18 protein-coding genes are annotated in these 23,024 nt (G+C 73.3%); 4 read left to right on the forward strand and 14 right to left on the reverse strand.

The annotated features are described in order from the left end of the window. Positions 1–36 precede the first annotated feature (36 nt). The 5 genes from AB0E88_RS10945 to AB0E88_RS10965 form a co-directional block, all read right to left on the reverse strand. Positions 37–546: an SRPBCC family protein gene (locus AB0E88_RS10945; protein ID WP_361627354.1), complete on the reverse strand. Its 510-nt coding sequence runs from the start codon at positions 544–546 to the stop codon at positions 37–39. Positions 547–694: 148 nt separating this feature from the next. Next, positions 695–1,204 carry an O-acetyl-ADP-ribose deacetylase gene (locus AB0E88_RS10950; protein WP_361627357.1) on the reverse strand — a complete coding sequence of 170 codons (510 nt, stop codon included), beginning with the start codon at positions 1,202–1,204 and terminating at the stop codon, positions 695–697. Then, positions 1,201–2,610 (reverse strand): NAD(P)/FAD-dependent oxidoreductase, encoded by a 1,410-nt coding sequence (locus AB0E88_RS10955; protein WP_361627360.1) that lies wholly within the window; start codon positions 2,608–2,610, stop codon positions 1,201–1,203. The genes AB0E88_RS10950 and AB0E88_RS10955 overlap by 4 nt, the downstream gene beginning before the upstream one ends. A 270-nt stretch (positions 2,611–2,880) precedes the next feature. After that, on the reverse strand, positions 2,881–3,726 hold the full coding sequence (locus tag AB0E88_RS10960) for an inositol monophosphatase family protein (RefSeq protein ID WP_361627363.1): 846 nt from the start codon (positions 3,724–3,726) through the stop codon (positions 2,881–2,883). Between the two features lie 108 nt (positions 3,727–3,834). Next, positions 3,835–5,631 carry a gamma-glutamyltransferase gene (locus AB0E88_RS10965; RefSeq protein ID WP_361627423.1) on the reverse strand — a complete coding sequence of 599 codons (1,797 nt, stop codon included), beginning with the start codon at positions 5,629–5,631 and terminating at the stop codon, positions 3,835–3,837. Between the two features lie 153 nt (positions 5,632–5,784). Here AB0E88_RS10965 and AB0E88_RS10970 point away from each other — a divergent pair, with 153 nt between their 5' ends. Next, positions 5,785–6,849, forward strand: a complete 1,065-nt coding sequence (locus AB0E88_RS10970; protein WP_361627426.1) for a biotin/lipoate A/B protein ligase family protein — start codon at positions 5,785–5,787, stop codon at positions 6,847–6,849. A 172-nt stretch (positions 6,850–7,021) separates the two neighbouring features. Further along, positions 7,022–7,693 (forward strand): hypothetical protein, encoded by a 672-nt coding sequence (locus AB0E88_RS10975; RefSeq protein WP_361627366.1) that lies wholly within the window; start codon positions 7,022–7,024, stop codon positions 7,691–7,693. Positions 7,694–7,751: 58 nt separating this feature from the next. Here AB0E88_RS10975 and AB0E88_RS10980 read toward each other — a convergent pair whose 3' ends face one another. The 9 genes from AB0E88_RS10980 to AB0E88_RS11020 all read right to left on the reverse strand — a co-directional run bounded on the left by AB0E88_RS10980 (position 7,752) and on the right by AB0E88_RS11020 (position 19,443). Next, positions 7,752–9,281: an NCS1 family nucleobase:cation symporter-1 gene (locus AB0E88_RS10980; protein ID WP_361627369.1), complete on the reverse strand. Its 1,530-nt coding sequence runs from the start codon at positions 9,279–9,281 to the stop codon at positions 7,752–7,754. Between the two features lie 95 nt (positions 9,282–9,376). After that, entirely contained in the window at positions 9,377–10,399 is a 1,023-nt protein-coding gene (locus tag AB0E88_RS10985) for a TIGR03842 family LLM class F420-dependent oxidoreductase (RefSeq protein WP_361627372.1), read from the reverse strand. A 20-nt stretch (positions 10,400–10,419) separates the two neighbouring features. Next, positions 10,420–11,823 carry a dihydropyrimidinase gene (gene hydA, locus AB0E88_RS10990; RefSeq protein WP_361627375.1) on the reverse strand — a complete coding sequence of 468 codons (1,404 nt, stop codon included), beginning with the start codon at positions 11,821–11,823 and terminating at the stop codon, positions 10,420–10,422. A 118-nt stretch (positions 11,824–11,941) separates the two neighbouring features. After that, the gene (locus tag AB0E88_RS10995; RefSeq protein ID WP_361627378.1) at positions 11,942–12,784 is read right to left on the reverse strand and encodes a nitrilase-related carbon-nitrogen hydrolase; all 843 of its coding nucleotides are present in this window, start codon (positions 12,782–12,784) and stop codon (positions 11,942–11,944) included. A gap of 156 nt (positions 12,785–12,940) precedes the next feature. Continuing rightward, on the reverse strand, positions 12,941–14,524 hold the full coding sequence (locus AB0E88_RS11000) for a PucR family transcriptional regulator (RefSeq protein ID WP_361627381.1): 1,584 nt from the start codon (positions 14,522–14,524) through the stop codon (positions 12,941–12,943). Positions 14,525–14,570: 46 nt separating this feature from the next. Continuing rightward, entirely contained in the window at positions 14,571–15,821 is a 1,251-nt protein-coding gene (locus AB0E88_RS11005; RefSeq protein WP_361627428.1) for an aspartate aminotransferase family protein, read from the reverse strand. 29 nt (positions 15,822–15,850) lie between these two features. Continuing rightward, entirely contained in the window at positions 15,851–16,693 is an 843-nt protein-coding gene (locus tag AB0E88_RS11010; RefSeq protein WP_361627384.1) for a nitrilase-related carbon-nitrogen hydrolase, read from the reverse strand. Between the two features lie 279 nt (positions 16,694–16,972). Further along, positions 16,973–19,048, reverse strand: coding sequence for a hypothetical protein (locus AB0E88_RS11015; RefSeq protein ID WP_361627387.1), 2,076 nt, complete (start codon positions 19,046–19,048; stop codon positions 16,973–16,975). 128 nt (positions 19,049–19,176) lie between these two features. After that, positions 19,177–19,443 carry a helix-turn-helix transcriptional regulator gene (locus tag AB0E88_RS11020; protein ID WP_361627390.1) on the reverse strand — a complete coding sequence of 89 codons (267 nt, stop codon included), beginning with the start codon at positions 19,441–19,443 and terminating at the stop codon, positions 19,177–19,179. A gap of 33 nt (positions 19,444–19,476) precedes the next feature. On the opposite strand from AB0E88_RS11020, the gene map reads away from it, so the two are divergent. Both map and AB0E88_RS11030 read left to right on the forward strand, forming a co-directional pair. Then, a complete protein-coding gene (gene map / locus AB0E88_RS11025) occupies positions 19,477–20,244 on the forward strand; it encodes a type I methionyl aminopeptidase (protein WP_361627393.1) in 768 nt (255 codons plus the stop codon). 198 nt (positions 20,245–20,442) lie between these two features. After that, on the forward strand, positions 20,443–22,974 hold the full coding sequence (locus AB0E88_RS11030) for an ATP-dependent Clp protease ATP-binding subunit (RefSeq protein ID WP_361627396.1): 2,532 nt from the start codon (positions 20,443–20,445) through the stop codon (positions 22,972–22,974). The last annotated feature ends 50 nt before the right edge of the window (positions 22,975–23,024 follow it).

Raw genomic sequence — 23,024 nt, forward strand, 5'->3', positions numbered from 1 at the left:
GCGGAGCGACGCGAACGGCTCACGCCGCGGGAGCGGCTACGCCTCCACCTCGGCCTTCACGCCGGCGAGCGTCGCCTCGATGCCGGTGCGCAGCAGGGCGAGCCGGCCGTCGATGATCTGCTCCTCGCGCTCCGGGTGCTTCTCCACGAAGTCGTTCAGCGGGCCGCGCCCGGGGCCGATGCGCATGCCGTGCCGCAGCCGGGTGGCGGCCCCGCCGGCGACCGGCTCCAGGGTGTACGTCCACCGGGCGAGCGCCTCTCCGTCCCGGTCGCTGTGCCGGACGACCTCCCAGGCGTAGGCGTGCGGCTCCTCGAGCACCGTGATGCGGCTGACGGTGCGCCACTCCCCTATGTGCTCGTTGTGGTTGCGACCGGAGAAACACACGCCGACGGCCGGCTCGCGCGCGCCGTCGAGCCACTCCACCTCCTGCAGCTCGGGGCTGTACCTCGCCGAGGTGGCGATGTCCGAGACGACCTTCCACACCTGTTCCGGCGCGGCCGCTATCTCGATCTCGCACTCCACCCCGGGTCCATCGGCAAGACGCATCGCTTCAACCTCCATGCAGGGAACGGCTCCACTCCGCGCACCGGTCAGCGATCACCGGCGCGGGGCGCGGCCAGGCTAGCGCGCGTCTTTGACGTGTCGTCAGCGGCCCTCGTTCCGCGAGGGCCGTGAGCCCCGGGGGCCGCCCTCGTCAGCCCAGCTGCCGGACGAACGCGTCGTACGCGCGGTCGTCGAAGAGGACGAAGCGGACCTCTTCCACCGCGGTGGGGGTGGTGCGGACGGTCTCGACGGCGATGCGGGCCGCGTCGTCCATCGGCCAGCGGTAGACGCCCGTGGAGATCGCCGGGAAGGCGACGGTCCTCGCGCCGAGCTCGTCGGCCACGCGCAGGGATTCCCGGTAGCAGGAGGCGAGCAGGCCGGAGCGGTCCTCGCTCGCGCTGTGGACCGGGCCGACCGTGTGGATCACCCAGCGGGCGTCCAGCTCGCCCGCGGTGGTGGCGACCGCCCGGCCGGTGGGCAGGCCCTTGCCGTAGCGCGAGGCGCGCAGCTTACGGCAGTCCTCGAGGATCGCCGGGCCGCCGCGGCGGTGGATCGCGCCGTCGACGCCTCCGCCGCCCAGCAGGGAGGAGTTGGCCGCGTTGACGAGGGCGTCGGCGCTCTGCCGGGTGATGTCGCCCCGGACCAGGGTGATGGTGGTCATTCCTGCCTCAGCCTCCTCCACACGGCCTTGGCCGCGTTGTGTCCCGACATGCCGTGCACGCCCGGGCCCGGCGGGGTGGCCGACGAGCAGATGAAGACGGCCGGATGCGGGGTGGCGTACGGGAACAGGGACAGTTTGGGGCGCAGCAGCGTCTGGAGCCCGGACACCGCGCCGGAGGCGATGTCGCCGCCGACGTAGTTGGGGTTGCGGGCGGCCAGCTCGGGCGGGCCGGCCGTGGCGCGGGCGAGCACGCGGTCGCGGAACCCGGGCGCGAAACGCTCCAGTTGGCGTTCCAGGGCGTCGGTGAGGTCTCCGGTCCAGCCGTTCGGGACGTGGCCGTAGGCCCAGAAGACGTGACGGCCTTCGGGCGCGCGGCTGGGGTCGACGACGCTCGGCTGCACGGTGATCAGGAACGGCCGGTCGGGGGCGCGGCCCTCGCGGGAGGCCGCGCGCAGCGCCGCGCCGATCTCCGCGCTGTCCGCGCCGATCTGCACGGTCCCGGCGGTGCGGGCCTCGGGCGCGGTCCAGGGGACCGGGCCGTCCAGGGCGTAGTCGATCTTGAAGGCGCCGGGGCCGTTGCGGAAGTTGTCGTAGTAGCGGCCGAAGCCCGCGATGCGGGCCAGGGCGGTGGGCGAGGTGTCGAAGACGTAGGCGCGGGCCGGGGGCAGGTCGTCGAGCCGCTTGACCTCGTAGTCGGTGTGGATGTCGCCGCCCAGGTCCGTCAGGTAGGCGGCGAGCGCGTCGGAGATCGCCTGGGAGCCGCCCCGGGCGACGGGCCAGCCGCGGGCGTGCGCGGCGAGCGCGAAGACCAGGCCGATCGCGCTGGTGGCGACCCCGCCGAGCGGGGCCATGACGTGCGCGACGAGCCCGGCGAACAGCGTTCTGGCCTTCTCGTCGCGGAAGCGGCGCGTCAGCCACGTGGACGGGGGCAGGCCGGCCAGGCCGAAGCGGGCGAGCGTCACCGGGTCGCGGGGCAGCGCGGTCAGCGGCAGGGACATGAAGTCGCGGACGAGGCCGTCCCAGCGGTACAGGAACGGCTCCACCAGCCGTCGGTAGGCTCCGGCGTCGCGCGGGCCGAAGGACGCGGCGGTCTCGGCGACCGAGCGGGCGAGCACGGCCGCGCTGCCGTCGGGGAAGGGGTGCGCCATGGGCAGCTCGGGGTGCAGCCAGTGCAGGCCGTAGCGCTCGAGCGGCATGGCGCGGAACGCGGGCGAGTTGACGGCGAGGGGGTGGGCGGCGGCGCACGGGTCGTGGTGGAACCCGGGCAGGGTCAGCTCCTCGGTGCGGGAGCCTCCGCCGACGGTGTCGCGGGCCTCGAACAGGGCGACGGAGAAGCCGCGGCGGGCCAGCTCCACGGCTGCGGTCAGTCCGTTCGGCCCCGCACCCACCACGACCGCATCGAGCATCGACGGCACCTTCGGACCCCTTCGTCAGCCGATGGCCTGCCTGAGGGGATCAGGATATGCCGGGGCACCGACAGCCCCGGCGGCGCGGTCGGCTGCCGCCGGCCGGCCCGTGGTCTTTGCCCCTGCCCGCGCGCCGCCCCGCCCACACGCCCCTTGCCGCAACCACGCCGCCCGCCCGTCACGCCCCTTGCGGCAACCGCGCCGCCCGTCCGTCTCGCACGCCCCTTGCCGCAACCGCGCACGGCGGCCGGCAAGTGCACCGCCCGGCCCTCACGCCCCCTGCGTCAGCAGCGCCCGTATCCGGCGGGCCGTGGCCGCGTCGCGGGCGGCGGTGAAGGGCAGGGCGTTGCCGCCGGTGACGCGGAACGGCTCGCCGGTGATCGTGAGGTGGGCACCGCCCGCCTCCTCGACGAGCAGCAGGCCCGCCGCGTGGTCCCACGCCGCTTCCCAGGAGAAGGCGACGGCGTCGGACTCGCCGCGGGCGACGGCCAGATACTCCAGCCCCGCCGAACCGCAGGCGCGCGGTGCGACTCCCGGCGTCCACAGGCCCAGCAGGGCCCGCTTCTGGTCGTCGGTGGTGTAGTCGGGGTGCGAGGTGGCGACCCGCAGGTCCTCGCCCGGGGCCGGCGCTCCGGCGTGCAGCCGCTGTCCGTCGAGGTGGGCGCCGCTGCCCCGCACGGCGGTGGCGAACTGGCCGCGGGCGGGTGCGAACGTCCACGAGGCCCGCAGGACGCCGTCCTGGGCGAGCGCGACCAGGGTGCAGAAGCCGTCGTCGCCGTGCACGAACTGCCGTGTGCCGTCGACCGGGTCGACGATCCACACCGGTGCCGCGCCCTGTATCGCCTCGTAGGTCGCCGGGTTGGCGTGCACGGCCTCCTCGCCGACCACCACGGAGCCGGGCAGCAGGGCGCGCAGGGTCTCGGTGAGATACAGCTCGGCCTTGCGGTCGGCGTCCGTCACCAGGTCGTGCGGCCCGCTCTTGACGTCCACCTCGTGGTCGGCGAGCTGCCGCCAGCGGGGCATGATCTCGGCCGCGGCGGCCGCGCGGACCGCCTCCTCCACGTCGGCCGAGTGGCGGGCGAGAAACTCCTCGATGGTTCCCGTGTCTTGGATCATGCCTCCATCACAGCATGCGGCACTGACATTCCTCACCCGGCCCGTGCACACCGGGTGGAATCGGCATGAACGTGCGGCTCCGCTCATCCCGCCCAGGGCCGCAGGGGTTCAGCGGCCCACCGCGTATCCCTGCATCCCCCGCGGGTTGGCCGCCGCCGACAGCACGCCGGTGCGCGGGTCACGGGCGACCGCGCACAGCCGGCCCTCGGACCAGGCCGGGCCGACGGTCACGTCATGACCGCGGCGGCGCAGCGCGGCGACGACGTCGGGGTCCGTGCGCGACTCGACGGTGAGGGCGCCCGGCCGCATGGCGCGCGGGTAGAAGGAGCCGGGGAAGCTGTCGTTGTGCCAGTTCGGGGCGTCGATGGCACCCTGCAGGTCGAGTCCGCCGCGCACCGGGGAACGCAGGGCCGCGGCGAGGAAGAAGTGCAGCTGCCACTGGTCCTGCTGGTCGCCGCCGGGGGTGCCGAAGGCGAGGACGGGCACGCCGTCACGCAGCGCGAGCGACGGTGTGAGCGTGGTGCGGGGGCGGCGGCCGGGCGTCAGGGAGTTCGGCAGGCCCTCCTCCAGCCAGGTCATCTGCAGCCGGGTGCCGAGCGGGAAGCCCAGCTCGGGCACGACGGGGTTGGACTGGAGCCAGCCGCCGCTGGGTGTGGCGGAGACCATGTTGCCCCAGCGGTCGACGACGTCGAGATGGCAGGTGTCCCCGCGCGTGGCTCCGTCGGTGCCGACCATCGGCTCGCCCGGCACCGGGGAGGTGACCGGCCCCGCGACGGTGGGCTCGCCGACGCCGAGCGCGGCCAGCGGATCGGGCCCCGGCGCCACGGTGGCGGCCACGCGCGCGTGGGCGCTCAGCCGTGGGGTGCGGCCGCCCGGGCTGCCGGGGCGCAGCTCGGTGGAGGCCGTGTCGCCGATCAGGGCCCGGCGTGCCGCGTTGTAGTCCTCGGACAGCAGCTCGTCGACGGGCACACCGGCGGCGTCGCCGTACCAGGCCTCGCGGTCGGCCATGGCGAGCTTGCAGCCCTCGACGAGCAGGTGGACGTAGTCGGCGGAGCCGTACGGCGGCAGCTCGGGCGGTAGCAGGGCGAGTTGCTGGAGCAGGACGGGTCCCTGGCTCCAGGGGCCGGCCTTGCACAGGGTCCAGCCGTTCCAGTCGTACGTCACCGGCGTCTCGTAGGTCGCGGACCAGGCGGCGAGGTCGGCGAGCGTGAGGGTGCCGGTGTGGCGCTCGCCGCTGGTGTCCCGCGTGGGCCGCCCGGCCTGCCGTACCAGCGCCTCGGCGATGAAGCCGGTCCGCCACACCTCCCGCGCGGCGTCGATCTCCGCGTCCCGGTCCCCCGCCCCGGCGACCTCGGCCAGCAGCCGCTTCCAGGTGGCGGCGAGCGCGGGGTTGCGCAGCAGCTCACCGGGCCGGGGCGCGCGGCCGCCGGGCAGATAGACCTCCGCCGAGGAGGTCCACTCCGTCTCGAACAGCTCCCGCACGCTCTCCACGGTCGCGCCGACGTTCTCCACGGGCGCGTGCCCGTGTTCGGCGTACCCGACGGCGTACTTCAGGACGTCGGCGAGGGACTTGGTGCCGTGGTCGCGCAGCAGCAGCATCCACGCGTCGAAGGCGCCGGGCACGGCGGCGGCGAGCGGGCCGGTGCCGGGGACGAGGTCCAGGCCGAGGCCGCGGTAGTGCGCGACGCTCGCGCCCGCCGGCGCCACGCCCTGCCCGCACAGCACCCGCACCTCGCCGCCGGCGGGGGCGAGCAGGATCGGCACCTCGCCCGCCGGCCCGTTCAGATGCGGCTCCACCACGTGCAGCACGAACGCCCCGGCCACGGCGGCGTCGAAGGCGTTGCCGCCGTCCTCCAGAACCGCCATGGCCGACTGGGAGGCCAGCCAGTGGGTGGAGGAGACCATGCCGAACGTGCCCTGCAGGGTGGGCCGGGTGGTGAACACGGGCGCCTCCTGGGCTCGGGGGTGTCTGCCGGGTGGATCGTACGAGCGTGATCGCGCCGCGGGAACACGGCGGTCGCCCGCGGCGTTGATCCCGTAGGCAGGATGGGAGGTCCCGTGCACGGTGAGTACAAGGTCCCCGGCGGCAAGCTCGTCGTCGTGGACGTGGACGTCGAGGACGGCGTGCTGCGGCACGTGCGCGTGGCGGGCGACTTCTTCCTGGAGCCGGACGAGGCGCTGGACGCGGTGAACGGCGCGCTGGAGGGCGCCCCGGCGGACACCGACGCGGCGGGGCTCGCGGCCCGCGTCGACGCGGCGCTCCCCGAGGGCACCGTGATGTACGGGCTCACCTCGGAAGGTGTCGGGATCGCGGTGCGCCGTGCCCTCGCGCACGCCACCGACTGGACGGACTACGACTGGCAGCTGATTCACGAGGGCCCGCAGTCACCGGCGCTGCACATGGCGCTGGACGAGGTGCTGACCGCCGAGGTGGCGGCCGGGCGGCGCCCTCCGACGCTGCGCGTGTGGGAGTGGGGCGCCCCGGCGGTGATCATCGGCAGCTTCCAGTCCCTGCGCAACGAGGTCGACGCCCACGGCGCCGCACGCCACGGCGTGCAGGTCGTGCGCCGGATCTCCGGCGGCGGCGCGATGTTCGTCGAGCCGGGAAACACCATCACCTACTCCCTGTCGGTGCCCGAGGCGCTGGTGCAGGGCCTGTCCTTCCAGGACAGCTACGCCTACCTCGACGACTGGGTGCTCGGCGCGCTCGGCGACATGGGCATCCGGGCCTGGTACCAGCCACTGAACGACATCGCCACCGACCAGGGCAAGATCGCGGGCGCCGCGCAGAAGCGGCTCGTGGCCCCGCACGGCGGGCCGGGGGCCGTACTGCACCACGTGACCATGTCGTACGACATCGACGCCGGCAAGATGGTCGAGGTGCTGCGCATCGGGCGGGAGAAGCTGTCCGACAAGGGGACCAGGAGCGCGAAGAAGCGGGTGGACCCGCTGCGCCGGCAGACCGGGCTGCCCCGCGAGGCGGTCATCGAGCGGATGATCGACTCCTTCCGCACGCGGTACGGCCTGACCGAGGGCAAGGTCACGGACGAGGAGCTGGCCCGCGCCGAGGAGCTGGCCCGCACCAAGTTCTCCTCGCCTGAGTGGACCGCCCGGGTGCCCTGAGCATCCCGGCAGGCGAGGCTTTTCGTACAAGTCCGGCACCCCTCGGCACGTGAGCGTCACCGCACCGGCACGGAGCGAGTTCGCCCTTCCGCCCCACAGGCAGTCATGTGACACTGTCGTCCCGTCCGCACTGCGGACGCCCCTCACAGCCTCCCCCCATGAGATGTGCGCCGTGCGTTTGCTTCCTCTGCCGCTCGCCCTGACCGCGCGCCTGTCCCCGGTGGCCGTGCTGGCCACGGCCGGCTGGGCCCTGTCGTCCGGCCCGCTCGCCCCTGCCCCGGCCGCCGGGCACGAAGCCGCACAGAACAAGACCGCCACCCAGTCGGCCACCGCCCCCTCGACGACGACGGAGACGAAGTCGTACGCCACGGCCCCCGCGCCCTGCACGAGCATCGGCACGAAGACCATCACCTCGCTGGTGCCCGGTGCCGGGACGGGCGGCAAGGAGATCCCTTCCACGGACGTGAAGCTGCGCCGCACATGTTCCTGGAACGCCCTCAAGGGCTACGACTACCGCTGGCTCGACGTGTCGTTCGAGATCCTGGGCTCCGGGGAGCAGGCGCAGAAGTCCTACCGGGAGCGCACGGCGGAGAAGAGCGGCGGCGGCGCCGTGCCCGGCCTCGGGGACGAGGCCTACTCGGTGGTGAACCTGACCACCGAGGACAAGCAGCAGACCCGGGAGGGCGAGGTGATCGCCCGCGCGGACAACGCCGTGGTGGTGATCACCTACAACGGCAGCGACTTCGAGACGAAGAAGGCGCCGAGCACCGACGAGATCAACAAGGGCGCGATCAAGGCGGCCAAGGAGGCGATGGCGGCGCTGAAGGGCGGTCAGTCCGGCTGACCGCCCCGTCGCGCGTTCACGGCTCGGCGTACGAGCGCAGGAACGAGACCACCGCCGCTCACACCTCGGCGTATGCGCGCCGGTGGCGTGGCAGCATCAGCGCCAGGTACACCACCAGCGACGTCGCGAGGCCCACGGCCCAGCCGTAGTCGGCGAGAGGGGCCAGCGCCGGGGTGGGGCGGCCGTCGATCAGCGGGTGGAAGTCGGCGCCGCCGACGGCCAGCACCCCGCCCGCCGTGAAGGCGGCCACGGCCCGCCAGTTCCAGCCGCGCGCGTACCAGTAGCGGCCGCCCGCCCGGTACAGGCCGGCGAGGTCGAGCCGGGCCCGGCGCAGGATCCAGTAGTCGGCGACGAGGATGCCGGCGACCGTGCCGAGCAGTCCGCCGACCAGCCCGAGCCAGGTGAAGATGTAGCCCTGCGGATCGGCGTACAGCTTCCACGGGCGGATCAGCACGGCGAGCACACAGGTGATCAGCGCGCCGGTGCGGAAACTCACCCGGCGCGGTGCGACGTTGGAGAAGTCGAACGCCGGGGAGACGAGGTTCGCCGCGATGTTCACGGACAGGGTCGCCACCAGGACCGTGACGAGGGCGTACAGCAGGCCGACCGTGTTGTCCGTCTTCGCCGCGAGCTGCACCGGGTCCCAGACCGGCTTGCCGTAGACCGCCTGCGAGCCGGAGGTGACCAGCACGGACAGGAACGCGAACAGGGTCATCGTGGTGGGCAGTCCGAGCGCCTGGCCCCACGTCTGCGCCTTCTGGCTGCGGCCGTAGCGGGTGAAGTCGGGGATGTTCAGCGACAGCGTGGACCAGAAGCCGATCATGCCCATGAGCGAGGGCGCGAAGAGTTTCCAGAAGTCGGCGCCCCAGCCCAGACTGGACGGCTGGTCGAAGAGCGGGCCGAGACCGCCCGCCTTGTCGCTCATCCACCACAGCATCACGAACGCGCCGACCAGCACGAAGGGCGCCGCCCAGTTCTCGAAGCGGCGGATCGTCTCCATGCCGCGAAGGATGATGGCGACCTGGAGCACCCAGAACAGCGCGAACGACAGCCACATGGTCCAGGCGTAGCCGGCGATGTGGGACGCCTGCGACCAGGAGGAACCGATCAGCTTCCCGGCCAGGAAGTAGATCGCCTCGCCGCCGATCCAGGTCTGGATGCCGAACCAGCCGCACGCCACCAACGCCCGCACCACGGCGGGCAGGTTGGCGCCGCGCACGCCGAAGGAGGCGCGCGCGAACACCGGGAAGGGGATGCCGTACTTGGGTCCGGCGTGCCCGGTGAGCAGCATCGGCACGAGCACGATCACATTGGCCAGGGCGATGGTGAACACCGCCTGCTTCCAGTCCATCCCGACGGCGATCAGGCCGGAGGCCAGCGTCCAGGAGGCGGTGTTGTGGGCCATGCCGACCCACAGCGCGCAGAAGTTGTACGTCGTCCAGGTGCGCCGCGCCGCCGGGACCGGCAGCAGGTCCCGGTTGGCGTAACGGCCGCCGGGCGGCTCGGCGTCCGGGGCGAGTTCCACGCGGCCGTCGGGCAGGGTGATCTGGCCGGTCATGGGTATCGCGGGGGGAGCGGTCTCGGTCATGGCAGCCCCATGGGGTGAGGTGGGTCGGGGTGTGTGCGGGCACCGGCCCCTCCTCCGGACGGCGGGGAGGGGCGACCAAGGGCTTGAGGCAGGGCTCAGGAGGCGAGCGCGGGGATGATGTGCTGCCCGTAGGCGTCGATGACGGCTTCCTGCGCGTCGTGCATGTCGTAGACGGCGAACTGGTCGACGCCCAGCGCGCGCAGCGCCCGCAGCTTCTCGAGGTGGCGCTCGACCGGGCCGATCAGGCAGAAGCGGTCGACGATCTCGTCGGGGACGAAGGCGGTGTCGGGGTTGCCGCTGCGTCCGTGGTGGGCGTAGTCGTAGCCCTGGCGGGCCTTGATGTAGTCGGTGAGTTCGTCGGGGACGGCCGCCGAGTGCTCGCCGTACTTGCTCACCAGGTCGGCGACGTGGTTGCCGACCATGCCGCCGAACCAGCGGCACTGCTCGCGGGCGTGGGCGAGGGCCTCGGGCGAGTCGTCGGCGGTGACGTAGGCGGGGGCGGCGACGCAGACCGTCACCTCGGACGGGTCGCGTCCGGCGGCGGTGGCGGCGTCCCGGACGGCCTTGACCATGTACTCGGTGAGATACAGGTCGGCGAGCTGGAGGATGAAGCCGTCGGCCTCCTCGCCGGCCATCTTCAGCGCCTTGGGCCCGTAGGCGGCCATCCACACGGGCAGTTCGGCGCCCGGCTTGATCCAGGGGAAGCGCACGACCGTGCCGCCGCCGAGGTCGGCCTCCCGGCCGCTGCCGAGGGCCCGGATGACCTTCATCGCCTCGCTGATCCGGGCGAGCGTGTTGGGTTTGCGGCCGGCGACGCGCATGGCGGAGTCGCCGCGTCCGATGCCGCACACCGTGCGGTTGCCGAACATGTCGTTGAGGGTGGCGAAGGTGGAGGCGGTGACTTCCCAGGTGCGCGTCCCCGGGTTCGTCACCATCGGTCCGACGGTCAACCTCCGTGTCTGGGCCAGGATCTGGCTGTAGATCACGAACGGTTCCTGCCACAGCACGGCGGAGTCGAAGGTCCAGCCGTGGCTGAAGCCGTTGTGTTCGGCCCGTTTCATCAGGTCGATGACCCGGGAGGCGGGCGGGTCTGTCTGCAGGACGAGCCCGAAGTCCATGGGCGCCACTCCTCGTTCGGCTAGTTCAGGTACTGACAGGTGGAGCGGGGAAGGTAGACGCCGTGACCGGCGTGCCCGGTGTACTCCCGCTGGTCGATGACGAGTTCACCGCGGGAGAGCACGGTCTCGACGCGGCCGGTGACCCGTGTGCCCTCGTACGCCGAGTAGTCGACGTTCATGTGGTGCGTCTCGGCGGAGATCACCTGCTCGGCGTGCGGGTCGTAGATCACCACGTCGGCGTCGGCGCCGGGCGCGATGGTGCCCTTCTTCGGGTACAGGCCGAACATCCGGGCCGGGGTGGCGCAGGCGATCTCGATCCAGCGGCGCCGCGAGATGTGCCCGTCGACGACGGCCTGGTGCAGCAGGTCCATGCGGTTCTCGACGCCCGGCAGGCCGTTGGGGATCTTGGAGAAGTCGCCCAGGCCCAGTTCCTTCTGGCCCTTGAAGCAGAACGGGCAGTGGTCGGTGGAGACGACCTGGAGGTCGTTGGTGCGCAGGCCCTTCCACAGCTGCGCCTGGTGCTCCTTCGGCCGCAGCGGGGTGGAGCAGACGTACTTGGCGCCCTCGAAGCCCGGCTCGGCGAGGTTGTCGGTGGACAGGAAGAGGTACTGCGGGCAGGTCTCCCCGAACACCGGCAGTCCCTCGTCGCGGGCCCGGGCCAGCTCGGCCACCGCCTCCGTCGCCGAGACGTGCACGACGTACAGGGGCGCCCCGGCGACCTGCGCGAGCCGGATCGCGCGGTGGGTGGCCTCGGCCTCCAGCAGTGCCTTGCGGACCTCGCCGTGGAAACGCGGGTCCCGCTCGCCGCGCTCCAGGGCCTGCTGGACGAGGACGTCGATCGCGATGCCGTTCTCGGCGTGCATCATGATCAGCCCGCCGTTGCCGGCGGAGCGCTGCATGGCGCGCAGGATCTGGCCGTCGTCGGAGTAGAACACTCCCGGGTAGGCCATGAACTGCTTGAAGGAGGTCACGCCCTCCTCCACCAGCAGGTCCATCTCCTTGAGCGTCTTGTCGTTGACGTCCGAGACGATCATGTGGAAGCCGTAGTCGATCGCGCAGTTGCCCTCCGCCTTGGCGTGCCAGGCGTCCAGGCCCTCGCGCAGGCTGTGTCCGACGCTCTGCACCGCGAAGTCGACGATCGTGGTCGTCCCGCCCCAGGCGGCGGCCCGGGTGCCGGTCTCGAAGGTGTCGGAGGCGAAGGTGCCGCCGAACGGCAGCTCCATGTGGGTGTGGGCGTCGACGCCGCCGGGGAGGACGTACTTCCCGGTGGCGTCGATCGTCCGCTCCGCCGTCCACGCCCCGGCGGCCGCGGTGCCGGAGGCGGCGAGGGCGGCGACGCGGCCGTCCTCGATCAGCACGTCGGCGTGGATCTCGTCGGACGCGGTGACGACCAGGCCCCCGCGGATGACGGTTCGGGTGCTCATGTCTGTGTCGCTCCTCCCGGTGGATGTGTGCCGGTCGTGGGTGGCTGGTCGCGCCCGCGCGGCGGTGGCCGCCGGCCGGGCCCGGCCCCGCTCTTCGCGGACGGGGCTCCTGGGGTGTTCACGGTGCCGTCAGCGGTTCGTACGCCCCGGGGGCCCGGTCGCGGTAGAACTGCCAGCGGTCGCGCACTTCCCGGAGCCTGGCCAGGTCCAGGTCGCGCACGACCAGTTCCGTCTCCTTGTCGCTCGCGACCTCGCCGACGAACTGCGCCTCGGGGTCGACGAAGTAGCTCGTGCCGTAGAAGTCGTTGTCGCCGAGGTCCTCGACGCCGACCCGGTTGATCGCGCCGACGAAGTACTCGTTGGCCACGGCCGCCGCCGGCTGCTCCAGCTGCCACAGGTAGCGGGACAGACCGCGCGAGGTCGCCGACGGGTTGAAGACGATCTCGGCGCCCGCGAGGCCCAGGGCCCGCCAGCCCTCCGGGAAGTGCCGGTCGTAGCAGATGTAGACGCCGATACGGCCGGCGGCGGTGTCGAAGACGGGCCAGCCGCCGTTGCCGGGACGGAAGTAGAACTTCTCCCAGAAACCCTTGACCTGCGGGATGTGCGTCTTGCGGTACTTGCCGAGGTAGGAGCCGTCGGCGTCGATGACGGCGGCGGTGTTGTACAGGACACCGGGCTGCTCCTCCTCGTACATCGGCAGGACGAGGACGATGCCCGCCTCCCGTGCGAGTGCCTGGAAGCGCCGCACGATCGGGCCGTCCGGGATCCGCTCGGCGTACGCGTAGAAGGCGGGGTCCTGGACCTGGCAGAAGTACGGCCCGTAGAACAGCTCCTGGAAGCACAGCACCTGGGCGCCCTGCGCGGCGGCGTCACGCACCGCCTGCTCATGGACCTGGATCATGGACTCCTTGTCGCCCGTCCACGCGGTCTGGAAGAGGGCGGCGCGGATCACTCGGCTCATCACGTTTCTCCGCTCGGTCGGTGTGCGGCGAGCGTAGAAAGACCGCGGGCGTGCGGTGAGGTGCACGGTGTCACGTCCGCGGGGGTGCGGCGTGTCACCGTGTCACCCTTCGTCTGGCGCATGTTTCACCGCCGTTTTCCCAGGTGGTCGTCCGTGTCAGGGGTGTTGCGCGTCGTGCGCGAGGAGGGCTATGTGCACCGAGGCGGCCTGTTCGAAGTCGTCCAGGTCCACCCCGAGGCGGGTCTGTATCGCTTCCAGGCGGCGGTACAGGGCGGGCCGGGAGACATGGTGGAGCTGGGCGGTGCGGGACTTGTTGCGGCCGGTGGCGAGGTAGGTGCGCAGCACGGCGAGCAGGTCGTCCTCGGCGGTGCCGAGCAGCCCGTCGAGCTCCCGCTCCGCGAAGGACTGCACATGCGGGTCGTCCCGCAGCAGCCGGATCAGGCCCCGCAGATGGACGTCCCGGAGGCGGACCACGGGCGGCAGGTCCAGGGCGGCCGCGGAGTCGGCGACGGCGTCGGCGACGTGCCGCGCCTCGCGCAGCCCGGCCGGTACGTCGTCCCAGGCGGTGCGCGGGTCGGCGGCGGCGACCACGGCCGGGGCGCGGTCGTCCGACGGGCCGGCGGGGTGCGTGGCGCGCAGCCGGGTCGCGAAGTGGGCGGTGAGCGCGTCGGCGTCCTGGTCGCGGGCGAGGCTGAGCAGGACGGCGGTGGTGCCGCCGGCGAGGTCCGCGACGAGGCCGGGCAGCCCCAGCAGCCGCAGGACGCGGTCGAGTCGGGCGGGTTCGCGGTCGCGTACGGCGAGCGGCACGAAGGTGCGCCGGTTGACCGGCAGCCCCGCGGCGCGCGCCCGGGGCAGCAGCTGCCGGGCCGGTACGACGCCGGAGACCAGGTCGGTGAGCAGGCTCTGAGCGGACTGCTCCTCCCAGGTGCGGGCGGCCGGCCCGGCGAGCATGCGGTGCAGGACGAGGGCCTCGGCGGCCCGCTCGGCGAGGAGGCGGCCGACGGCCGGGTCGCCTCGGTGCCCGCACAGCACGAGGCGGCCCCAGCGTTCGCCGCGCCCGCCGAGTTCGGCGCGGATCCAGCCGTCGGCGTCGGCGGCGCCGGCCTGGCGTGCGATGCGGTCCCAGTCGCGCAGCACGTCGTCCACCGCGGGCCGCTCCCCCGCCGTGGCCAGCACCCGGTGGGCGAGGTTGGTGACGAGGACGGGGCAGCCGCAGTGCCGGGCGATCTCGTCGAGGAGGCGTTGCAGCGGGGCACCGGAGGTGATCAGCGCGGTCAGCGCGGTGCGCACGGACTCCGACAGGCTGACCGCGGCGAACTCGCGCCGCACCAGCCGCGCCTGCACCTCTTCGGTCAGCTGGGCGAAGGGGAACGGCCGGTGCAGCACGACCAGCGGCAGTCCGCACCGGTCGGCCGCCCGGCGCATCACCTCCGGCGCGGCCGGGAACGCCCGCCCGAGGCCCAGGACGACCGCGGCGGCCTCGGCGCGGTGCAGGGAGCGGATGTAGTCGGCCTGCTTGTCCTCGTCGCCGGCGAGGAGCACGCCGGTGGTGAGCACGAGTTCGCCGCCGCTGAGCATCACGCCGACGTCGGGCGCCTCGGCGACGTGCACCCAGCGCACGGGACGGTCCAGCCGGCCGGCGCCGGCCACCACCTCGGGCTGCCCGGCGAGCACCCGCTCCAGGGTGAGGATCTGCCGTACCGACAGGGCCGGTTCCACGGGTTCCCAGGTGATGGTCATGGCGCCTTCCTCGATGCTGCCGCTCGGCTCACCGCTCACCCAGCCGCTACGGGAGGCTTCTCAGGGCGTCCTCGAGGATCGCGGCGCCCTCCTCGGCCTCCGCGACGGTCAGGGACAGCGGCGGTGCGATGCGCAGCGCGGAGGTGTTGTGCCCGCCGCCCTTGCCGATGAGCAGCCCTTGGGTGCGGCACGCCTCCAGGACGGCCGCTGCGGCCTGCGGGTCGGCCTCGTCGGTGCCGGGTTTCGTCAGCTCCACGCCGATCATCAGCCCGCGTCCGCGTACCTCCCGTACGGCCGGGACGTGGGCGGCGATCGCCCGCAGCCGCTCGATGAGCATGCCGCCGACGCGCCGGGCGTTGCCCTGAAGGTCGTGTTCCAGCAGGTAACCCAGGTTGGCGAGGCCCGCGGCCATGGTGACCTGGGTGCCGCCGAAGGTGGAGATGCTGTTGGCGTCCAGGCAGTTCATGATCTCGGCGCGGGCGATCACACCGCCGATGGACATGCCGTTGCCGATGCCCTTGGCGAAGGTGACGATGTCCGGCGGGCCGCTGCGGGCGTGCGCCTGCCAGCCCCAGAAGTGGTCGCCGGTGCGGCCCCAGCCGGTCTGCACCTCGTCGGCGATCCACAGCACACCCCGCTCGGCGAGCACCTCGCGGAAGGCGGCGTACAGACCGTCCGGCGGGGAGGTGAAGCCGCCGACGCCCTGGATCGGCTCGGCGATCAGCGCGGCGGGCGGGCGGGTGTGGCCGAGGAGGTCCGTCAGGTCGTCCACGCAGGCAGCGATGAAGTCCTCGTCGCTCAGGGAGGCGTACGGGCCCCGGGTGCGCACCCCGCCGTGCACGTACAGCGTCTGCAGCGGGGAGAGCGCGGTCGGCGACCAGCTGCGGTTGCCGGTGATGCCGACGGCACTGAACGAGCGGCCGTGGTAGCTGTTGCGCATGGCGAGGACGGTGTTGCTGCGCCGGTGCGTCGTCGCGAGCAGCAGGGCCGTGTCGTTGGCCTCGGTGCCGGAGGTGGTGAAGAAGACGCGGGCGTCGGGGATGCCGCTGAGTTGGGCGATCCGCTCGGCCAGCTCGACCATCGGGCGGTTGAGGTAGAGGGTGGAGGAGTGGATGATCCGCCCGGCCTGTTCGCTGACGGCCTTGGTCACCTCCGGCAGGGCGTGGGCGGTCATCGTCGTCAGGATGCCGCCGAAGAAGTCCAGGTAGCGGCGGCCGTCGGAGTCCCAGACATGGCGGCCCTCGCCGTGCGTGATCTCGATCGGGTCGTCGTAGTACAGCGCGAGCCAGTCCGGCATCACGCCGCGGTGGCGGGCGTACAGGTCGCTCACGGCTGCACCAGTCCTTCGTAGGCGTCGGGGCGGCGGTCGCGGTAGAAGGCCCACTGCTGCCGCACCTGGTCGATCAGGTCGAAGTCGAGGTCGCGGACGACGAGTTCCTCCTTGGAGTCGGAGGCGGTCCGGCCGACGAACTGCCCGCGCGGATCGACGAAGTAGCTCGTGCCGTAGAAGTCGTTGTCGCCGTAGGGCTCCTGGCCGACGCGGTTGATCGCGGCGACGAAGTACTCGTTGGCGACGGCGGCGGCGGGCTGCTCCAGCTGCCACAGGTAGGACGAGAGGCCGCGGTGGGTGGCGGAGGGGTTGTAGACCAACTGGGCGCCGTTGAGCCCCAGTTGCCGCCAGCCTTCCGGGAAGTGCCGGTCGTAGCAGATGTAGACGCCGACCTTGCCGACGGCCGTGTCGAAGACGGGCCAGCCGAGGTTGCCGGGCTTGAAGTAGTACTTCTCCCAGAAGCCCCGCACCTGCGGGATGTGGTGCTTTCTGTACTTCCCCAGATAGCTGCCGTCGGCGTCGATCACGGCGGCGGTGTTGTAGTAGAAGCCGGACTGCTCGACCTCGAAGACGGGCACGACGATCACCATGCCGGTCTCGCGGGCGAGCTCCTGCATACGGCGCACGGTCGGGCCGTCGGGGACGGGCTCGGCCCAGCGGTAGTGCTCGGGTTCCTGGACCTGGCAGAAGTACGGGGCGTTGAACACCTCCTGGAAGCCGATCACCTTGGCTCCCTGGCGGGCCGCCTCGCGGGCGTGCTCCTCGTGCTTCGCCACCATGGACTCGGTGTCGCCGGTCCAGGTGGCCTGGACCAGGGCGGCACGGACGACGTTCGCCATGAGCTGCTCCTTCGACGCGACGTCAGAGCCTCTACGCCCGTAGAAGCAGGCCGTAGAGGGACGAACGTAAGCCTCTCGGACGGGCTTGCCAAGACCATCGTCGCCAACCCGCTGAGTCGAGCGCGATTGACACTCCTGTGGGTGATGGGTGGGGCTGGTGGGGTGGATGTGGCGTTGTTTTCGGTACGTGGGTGCGTGTGTGTGCGCATGGGTGCGCGTGGGTGGCTTCGAGGCGGGCGTGGCGGCATCGGGCGCGGGCGTCGGTGGCTTCGATGGGGGTCAGTGGGCGAGGCCGGCGACGCGCAGGGCGTGCAGGAGGTCCCAGTGGCGTTCGTCGGTGACGTCCCGGGCGGCCTCGAGGAGCAGGGGCACGAGGAGCCGGGGGTCGGCGGCGGCGCTGCGGGCGGCTTCCTCGGGGCTGCGGACACGGACGTAGGCGCCGAGCAGCGCGCGCACCTCGCGGTGGCGTCCGGCCGTGTGGAGCGCGCGCACGGCGGCGCCGATCTCCTCGGCGGGCCGTGCGACGCCCTGCCGCAGGATGTGCTCGCCGTCGGCGTCCCGGCCCGCCGCGACGAGCGCGTCAGCGGCGGCGACGAGCCGTTCGGCGGACAGCGAGGCGGCTTCCCACAGCAGGGTCGTCCAGTCCGCACCGAGCCCGGCCCGGTGCAGCTCGGCGGCGAGCAGCGGGAAGCGGGCCGCGGGCCAGCGGGCGAGTTCGACGAGCAGGACGTGTGCGTCGCCGGTACGGCCGTCGGCGCGCAGCCGCGCGAGCCGGTCCACGGCGCCCTGGACCGCCCGGCGGTCGGCCCCGTCCACCGGCTCGGGCGCGGGTACCGCCTCGGCACCCTCCCCGGCCCCGGCGAACCGGGCCCCCCGCAGGCCACGGCCGGTACCGGCACCGGGAACCGGCACCTGAGCCGGCTGCGGCACCGGCACCGGCTCCGCGAGAGGCGCGGCGTCCCCCTCGTCGACGGCACCGGCGAACCGCGCCCCGCCACGCCGCCGCTTACGCGGCTTGGGGATGACGGGGGGTACCGGCCGCGCGGCAGCCTGAGCATCGACGGGAGGACCGCTGGGGGGCGGCAGGGGGCCGGGCGAGGCCGAAGCGATGGCCTGCGAGGCGGGCTGGGCGGGGGGAACGCCGGGCAGGGCAGGTGGGCCGTCGGCCGGTGCCGGTGGGCCGTCGGCCTGGGAGGGGGCACCGGCGACCCGGTGCGGTGCTGGCGGGGCATCGGCGGGCGGGGGCGTGACAGTCCCGGTACGGGCGTCCGGGAACGCGACGGGCGCGGACGACTGCGACGGCGCGAGGTCAGACAGGGCCCCGAAGGGCGCTGCGTGAGCCTCCCGCACCGGCCGGCCCACGGCACCGCCGACCGCCTGCGGCGCGCCCCCGACGGCGGCCGTGACGCCCCGGTCGCCCGGCTGCGGCCGGTCCTGCACACGAGCGCCCCGTGCCCCGCCCCCGGCCCCCGCCTCGTTCGCCGGCACAGGACCCCCGTCCCCATCGCCGACTCCAGCTCGCGCGCCGACGCCCGCACCGCCGACGCCCGCACCGCCGGCTCCAGCTCGCGCGTCAACGCCCCCCACGTCACCCCGGGGCCATGCGCCGGTGCCCTCCGCGTCGGCTTCGGTCTGGCCGTCGGCGTCCCCGACGCGTCCCCGGGCAGACCCGGTCACGGGCGCCGTACCCGCGGCACCGACGTCCGCCGTGAACCAGGGGTCGCCGTCCGCGGCGCGGACCACCGGCGGGTGGGCGCCGGGCGCGGGGCGGCCTGCTTGCGCGGGCGCGGCGCCGAGGGGGCCGTCGGCCCGGACGCCGCCGCTCCCCCCTGCCCCCTCCGTCGGCTGCCCCCGCTCCCGTCGCGCCATCCGTGCCCGCAGTTCCGCGCAGCGGGCGGTCGCGCGGTCGTGGTCGTCGCGGGACCAGGCGAGGTCGACGCGGAGGGCGTCGGCCTCCTCCCGGGTCGCCGCCGAGGCGAGCGCCCGGGTCAGGCCGGCGCAGCGCTCTGCGGCGTAGCGCTGTTCGCGGAGCATCACGTCGAGGCGGTCCGCGAGCGCCTCCCGGCCACCGGGACGGGCGTCGTACGCGGTGACCGCGGCGGCGTGCAGGGCACGGGCCCGCTCGCTCTCCCGTGCGGCGACCCGCGGACCGTGACGGGCGGCGAGATCCTGCAGCAGCGCCACGACCACGTCCCACGGCGGCACCTCGCGGCCCTCCCGGCACGCGCGCATGCCGTCCGGGTCGCGCTGCCAGAAGACGCCGCACCAGCCGTCGCCCGTGTCGAGACGCCCCAGCAGCGCGTCGAGGTATCCCACGAACTCCCGTACCGCACCCGGGAGCTGCTCCACCGCCATCGCCCGACTCCCGCCCGAGGGGATCACTCCGGGCCCGTAGCCAACACCCTTCGTGTTACGGCACGGCTACGCGGAGTTTTCGCCCGGGAGGCAGGGACCTCGGGCCACCGCTCGGGCAGCGGTGACGCTCAGGCCGCGGCGAGATCCAGACCCGCCTGCGCGCACCGGACGGCCAGCTCGTCCAGCGACAGCCCGAGCGCGCCGGCCAGCGCGGCCACGGTGAAGAACGCCGGCGTCGGCGCCCGTCCGGTCTCGATCTTCCGCAGCGTCTCCGCGGAGATCCCGGCATCCGCCGCGATCCGCGTCATGCTGCGCTCGCCGCGGGCCTCGCGCAGCAGCCGCCCGAGCCGCTCGCCGCGCTCGCGCTCTTCGGGTGTGAGAGGGGTGCGTACCATGGCACCCATTCTAATACCGGTATAGTAATTGGCATGGTGGAACTGAAGACGGACACGTCGATCGACGCGATGTACGAGGCGGGCCAGGTGGTCGCCCGCGCCCTGACGGCCGTACGGGAGGCCGCGGACGTCGGCGTCTCCCTGCTGGAACTGAACGAGCTGGCCCACGACGTGCTGCGCGAGGCGGGCGCCACATCGCCCTTCCTGGGCTACCGGCCCTCCTTCGCGCCCACCCCGTTCCCGGCCGTGCTCTGCGCCTCCGTGAACGACGCGATCGTGCACGGCATCCCCACGGCGTACCGGCTGCGGGACGGCGACCTCCTCTCCGCCGACTTCGGCGCCGAGCTGAACGGCTGGGTCGGCGACTCCGCGATCAGTTTCACGGTGGGCCGCCCGCGCCCGGCGGACCTGAAGCTGATCGAGACCGCCGAGCGCGCCCTCGCCGCCGGCATCCAGGCGGCCGTCGTCGGCAACCGCATCGGCGACATCGCCCACGCCATCGGCACGGTGTGCCGCGCGGCCGGTTACGGCATCCCCGACGGCTTCGGCGGACACGGCATCGGCCGCCGTATGCACGAGGACCCGGGCGTGCCCAACGAGGGCCGGCCCGGCCGCGGCCTGCCCCTGCGCCACGGCATGGTCCTCGCGATCGAGCCCATGCTGATCGCCGGCGGCACCGACGGCTACCACGAGGCCCCCGACGGCTGGACCCTCCGTACGAACGACGGCACCAGGGCCGCCCACGCCGAACACACGGTGGCGATCACGGACAGCGGACCGCGCATCCTCACCCAACGCTGAGGTCACCCACCCCGGGGGCTCGGGGAACCGCGCGACCAGCCCCCACCAACGGCAGCCGCCCGGCAAGCCGCTCCACCCGAGGCACGTGCGCATCCTGGGCCAAAAGGCGCACCCCCGCAGAACATGCCATCGTGGGCATGACCGACCCCACCCCCGGTTACCCGCCTCCGGTACGTCTCAGCGAAGGAACGGAGCGCCATGACCAGCGGCTACCTCGGCCCGGAGGGCGACCCCTTCGGAGAATTCCTCGCCCGCTTCTTCGGCGGCCCCCGCCCGGGACCCCGCCAGATCGACATCGGCCGTCTGCTCAGTCAGCCCGCCAGGGAACTGGTGCGGGGCGCCGCGCAGTACGCCGCGGAGCACGGCAGCCGGGACCTGGACACCGAGCACCTGCTGCGGGCGGCGCTGTCCAGCGAGCCCACCCGCAGTCTGCTCAGCCGGGCGGGCGCGGACCCTGACTCGCTGGCCTCGGAGATCGACGAGCGGTCGGGCCCCGTCCAGCACCCGCCCGGCGAGGCGCCCGCGCCGACCTCGCTCTCCCTCACCCCGGCGGTCAAGCGGGCGCTGCTGGACGCGCACGAGATGGCGCGCGCCGGCGGCGCCGGCTACATCGGCCCGGAGCACGTGCTCAGCGCGCTGGCCGCCAACCCGGACTCGGCCGCCGGGCACATCCTGAACGCGGCCCGCTTCGCCCCCTCGGGCCCGCCGTCGGCGCCGGAGGCCCCGCAGATGCCCCGCTCCGAGCGGGCGCGGCCCACGGGCACGCCGACCCTGGACAAGTACGGCCGGGACCTGACCGACCTGGCACGCCAGGGCCGTATCGACCCGGTGATCGGGCGGGACACGGAGATCGAGCAGACGATCGAGGTGCTCTCCCGGCGCGGCAAGAACAACCCCGTGCTGATCGGTGACGCCGGCGTCGGCAAGACCGCCATCGTGGAGGGGCTGGCCGAGCGCATCGCCGACGGGGACGTGCCGGACATCCTGATCGGGCGGCGGGTGGTCGCCCTGGACCTGACCGGGGTGGTCGCGGGCACCCGCTACCGCGGTGACTTCGAGGAGCGGCTGAACACCATCGTCGAGGAGATCCGCACCCACTCCGACCAGTTGATCGTCTTCATCGACGAACTGCACACCGTCGTCGGCGCCGGGGGCGGCGGCGAGGGCGGCAGCATGGACGCGGGCAACATCCTCAAGCCGGCCCTGGCCCGCGGCGAGCTGCACATCGTCGGCGCGACCACGCTGGAGGAGTACCGGCGCATCGAGAAGGACGCGGCGCTCGCCCGCCGTTTCCAGCCGATCCTGGTGCCGGAACCGTCCGTGCCCGACACCATCGAGATCCTGCGCGGGCTGCGCGACCGCTACGAGGCCCACCACCAGGTCCGCTACACCGACGAGGCGCTGGTGGCGGCCGTGGAGCTGTCCGACCGCTATCTCACCGACCGGCGGCTGCCGGACAAGGCGATCGACCTGATCGACCAGGCCGGCGCGCGCGTGCGGCTCCAGGCCCGCACCAAGGGCACGGACGTACGGGCCATGGAGCGCGAGGTCGAGCAGCTCGCCCGGGACAAGGACCAGGCGGTCGCGGACGAGCAGTACGAGACGGCCACGCAACTGCGCGACCGCATCACCGAGTTGAAGCAGCGGATCGCCGAGGCCGGCGACGGGGAGGCGGACGAGGGCCAGAACCTCCAGGTCACCGCGGAGGCGATCGCCGAGGTGGTGTCCCGGCAGACCGGCATCCCGGTCAGCAGCCTCACCCAGGAGGAGAAGGAGCGCCTGCTGGGCCTCGAGCAGCATCTGCACCAGCGGGTCGTCGGGCAGGAGGAGGCGGTCGCCGTCGTCTCGGAGGCGGTGCTGCGCAACCGCGCCGGCCTGTCCGCCCCGGGCCGGCCGATCGGGTCCTTCCTCTTCCTCGGTCCGACCGGCGTCGGCAAGACGGAGCTGGCCCGGGCGCTGGCGGAGGCGCTGTTCGGCAGCGAGGACCGCATGGTCCGCCTGGACATGAGCGAGTACCAGGAGCGGCACACCGTGTCCCGGCTGGTCGGCGCCCCGCCCGGGTACGTCGGCCACGAGGAGGCCGGACAGCTCACCGAGGTGGTGCGCCGGCACCCGTACTCGCTGCTGCTGCTCGACGAGGTGGAGAAGGCGCACCCGGACGTGTTCAACATCCTGCTGCAGGTGCTGGACGACGGCCGGCTGACCGACTCCCAGGGCCGGACGGTGGACTTCACCAACACGGTGATCGTGATGACCAGCAACCTGGGGTCGGAGGCCATCACGCGGCGCGGCGCCGGCATCGGGTTCGGGGCGACCGGCACGGACGCCGACGAGGAGGCGCGGCGCGAGCAGATCCTGCGGCCGCTGCGCGAGCACTTCCGGCCGGAGTTCCTCAACCGGATCGACGAGATCGTCGTCTTCCGCCAGCTGACCGGCGAGGAACTGCGCCAGATCACGCAGCTGCTGCTCACGCAGACCCGCCGGCTGGTGCAGGCGCAGGGCGTCACGGTGGACTTCACCGACGCGGCCGTGGACTGGCTCGCCGAACGCGGCTACCAGCCGGAGTACGGCGCCCGGCCGCTGCGCCGCACCATCCAGCGGGAGGTGGACAACCAGTTCTCCCGGCTGCTGCTGAACGGCACGATCAGCGAGGGCGGCCGGGTGACCGTCGACGTCGAGGACGGGCGGCTGGTGTTCCGCACGCAAGCGCGGCCCGCTCCCGAGCTGTAGAGCGCGACGGCCGTCGGCCCGGTGACAGGGCCGACGGCCGTCACGTCGGC

It is taken from the genome of Streptomyces sp. NPDC028635 (assembly GCF_040637635.1).
Taxonomy (GTDB): domain Bacteria; phylum Actinomycetota; class Actinomycetes; order Streptomycetales; family Streptomycetaceae; genus Streptomyces.

Bases quoted from the DNA above. Each gene is read 5' to 3' on its own strand.
- AB0E88_RS10945 (WP_361627354.1), bottom strand. From the start codon at position 546: ATGCGTCTTGCCGATGGACCCGGGGTGGAGTGCGAGATCGAGATAGCG.
- AB0E88_RS10950 (WP_361627357.1), bottom strand. From the start codon at position 1,204: ATGACCACCATCACCCTGGTCCGGGGCGACATCACCCGGCAGAGCGCC.
- AB0E88_RS10955 (WP_361627360.1), bottom strand. From the start codon at position 2,610: ATGCTCGATGCGGTCGTGGTGGGTGCGGGGCCGAACGGACTGACCGCA.
- AB0E88_RS10960 (WP_361627363.1), bottom strand. From the start codon at position 3,726: ATGATCCAAGACACGGGAACCATCGAGGAGTTTCTCGCCCGCCACTCG.
- AB0E88_RS10965 (WP_361627423.1), bottom strand. From the start codon at position 5,631: ATGGTCTCCTCCACCCACTGGCTGGCCTCCCAGTCGGCCATGGCGGTT.
- AB0E88_RS10980 (WP_361627369.1), bottom strand. From the start codon at position 9,281: ATGACCGAGACCGCTCCCCCCGCGATACCCATGACCGGCCAGATCACC.
- AB0E88_RS10985 (WP_361627372.1), bottom strand. From the start codon at position 10,399: ATGGACTTCGGGCTCGTCCTGCAGACAGACCCGCCCGCCTCCCGGGTC.
- hydA (WP_361627375.1), bottom strand. From the start codon at position 11,823: ATGAGCACCCGAACCGTCATCCGCGGGGGCCTGGTCGTCACCGCGTCC.
- AB0E88_RS10995 (WP_361627378.1), bottom strand. From the start codon at position 12,784: ATGAGCCGAGTGATCCGCGCCGCCCTCTTCCAGACCGCGTGGACGGGC.
- AB0E88_RS11000 (WP_361627381.1), bottom strand. From the start codon at position 14,524: ATGACCATCACCTGGGAACCCGTGGAACCGGCCCTGTCGGTACGGCAG.
- AB0E88_RS11005 (WP_361627428.1), bottom strand. From the start codon at position 15,821: ATGCCGGACTGGCTCGCGCTGTACTACGACGACCCGATCGAGATCACG.
- AB0E88_RS11010 (WP_361627384.1), bottom strand. From the start codon at position 16,693: ATGGCGAACGTCGTCCGTGCCGCCCTGGTCCAGGCCACCTGGACCGGC.
- AB0E88_RS11015 (WP_361627387.1), bottom strand. From the start codon at position 19,048: ATGGCGGTGGAGCAGCTCCCGGGTGCGGTACGGGAGTTCGTGGGATAC.
- AB0E88_RS11020 (WP_361627390.1), bottom strand. From the start codon at position 19,443: ATGGTACGCACCCCTCTCACACCCGAAGAGCGCGAGCGCGGCGAGCGG.
- map (WP_361627393.1), top strand. From the start codon at position 19,477: ATGGTGGAACTGAAGACGGACACGTCGATCGACGCGATGTACGAGGCG.
- AB0E88_RS11030 (WP_361627396.1), top strand. From the start codon at position 20,443: ATGACCAGCGGCTACCTCGGCCCGGAGGGCGACCCCTTCGGAGAATTC.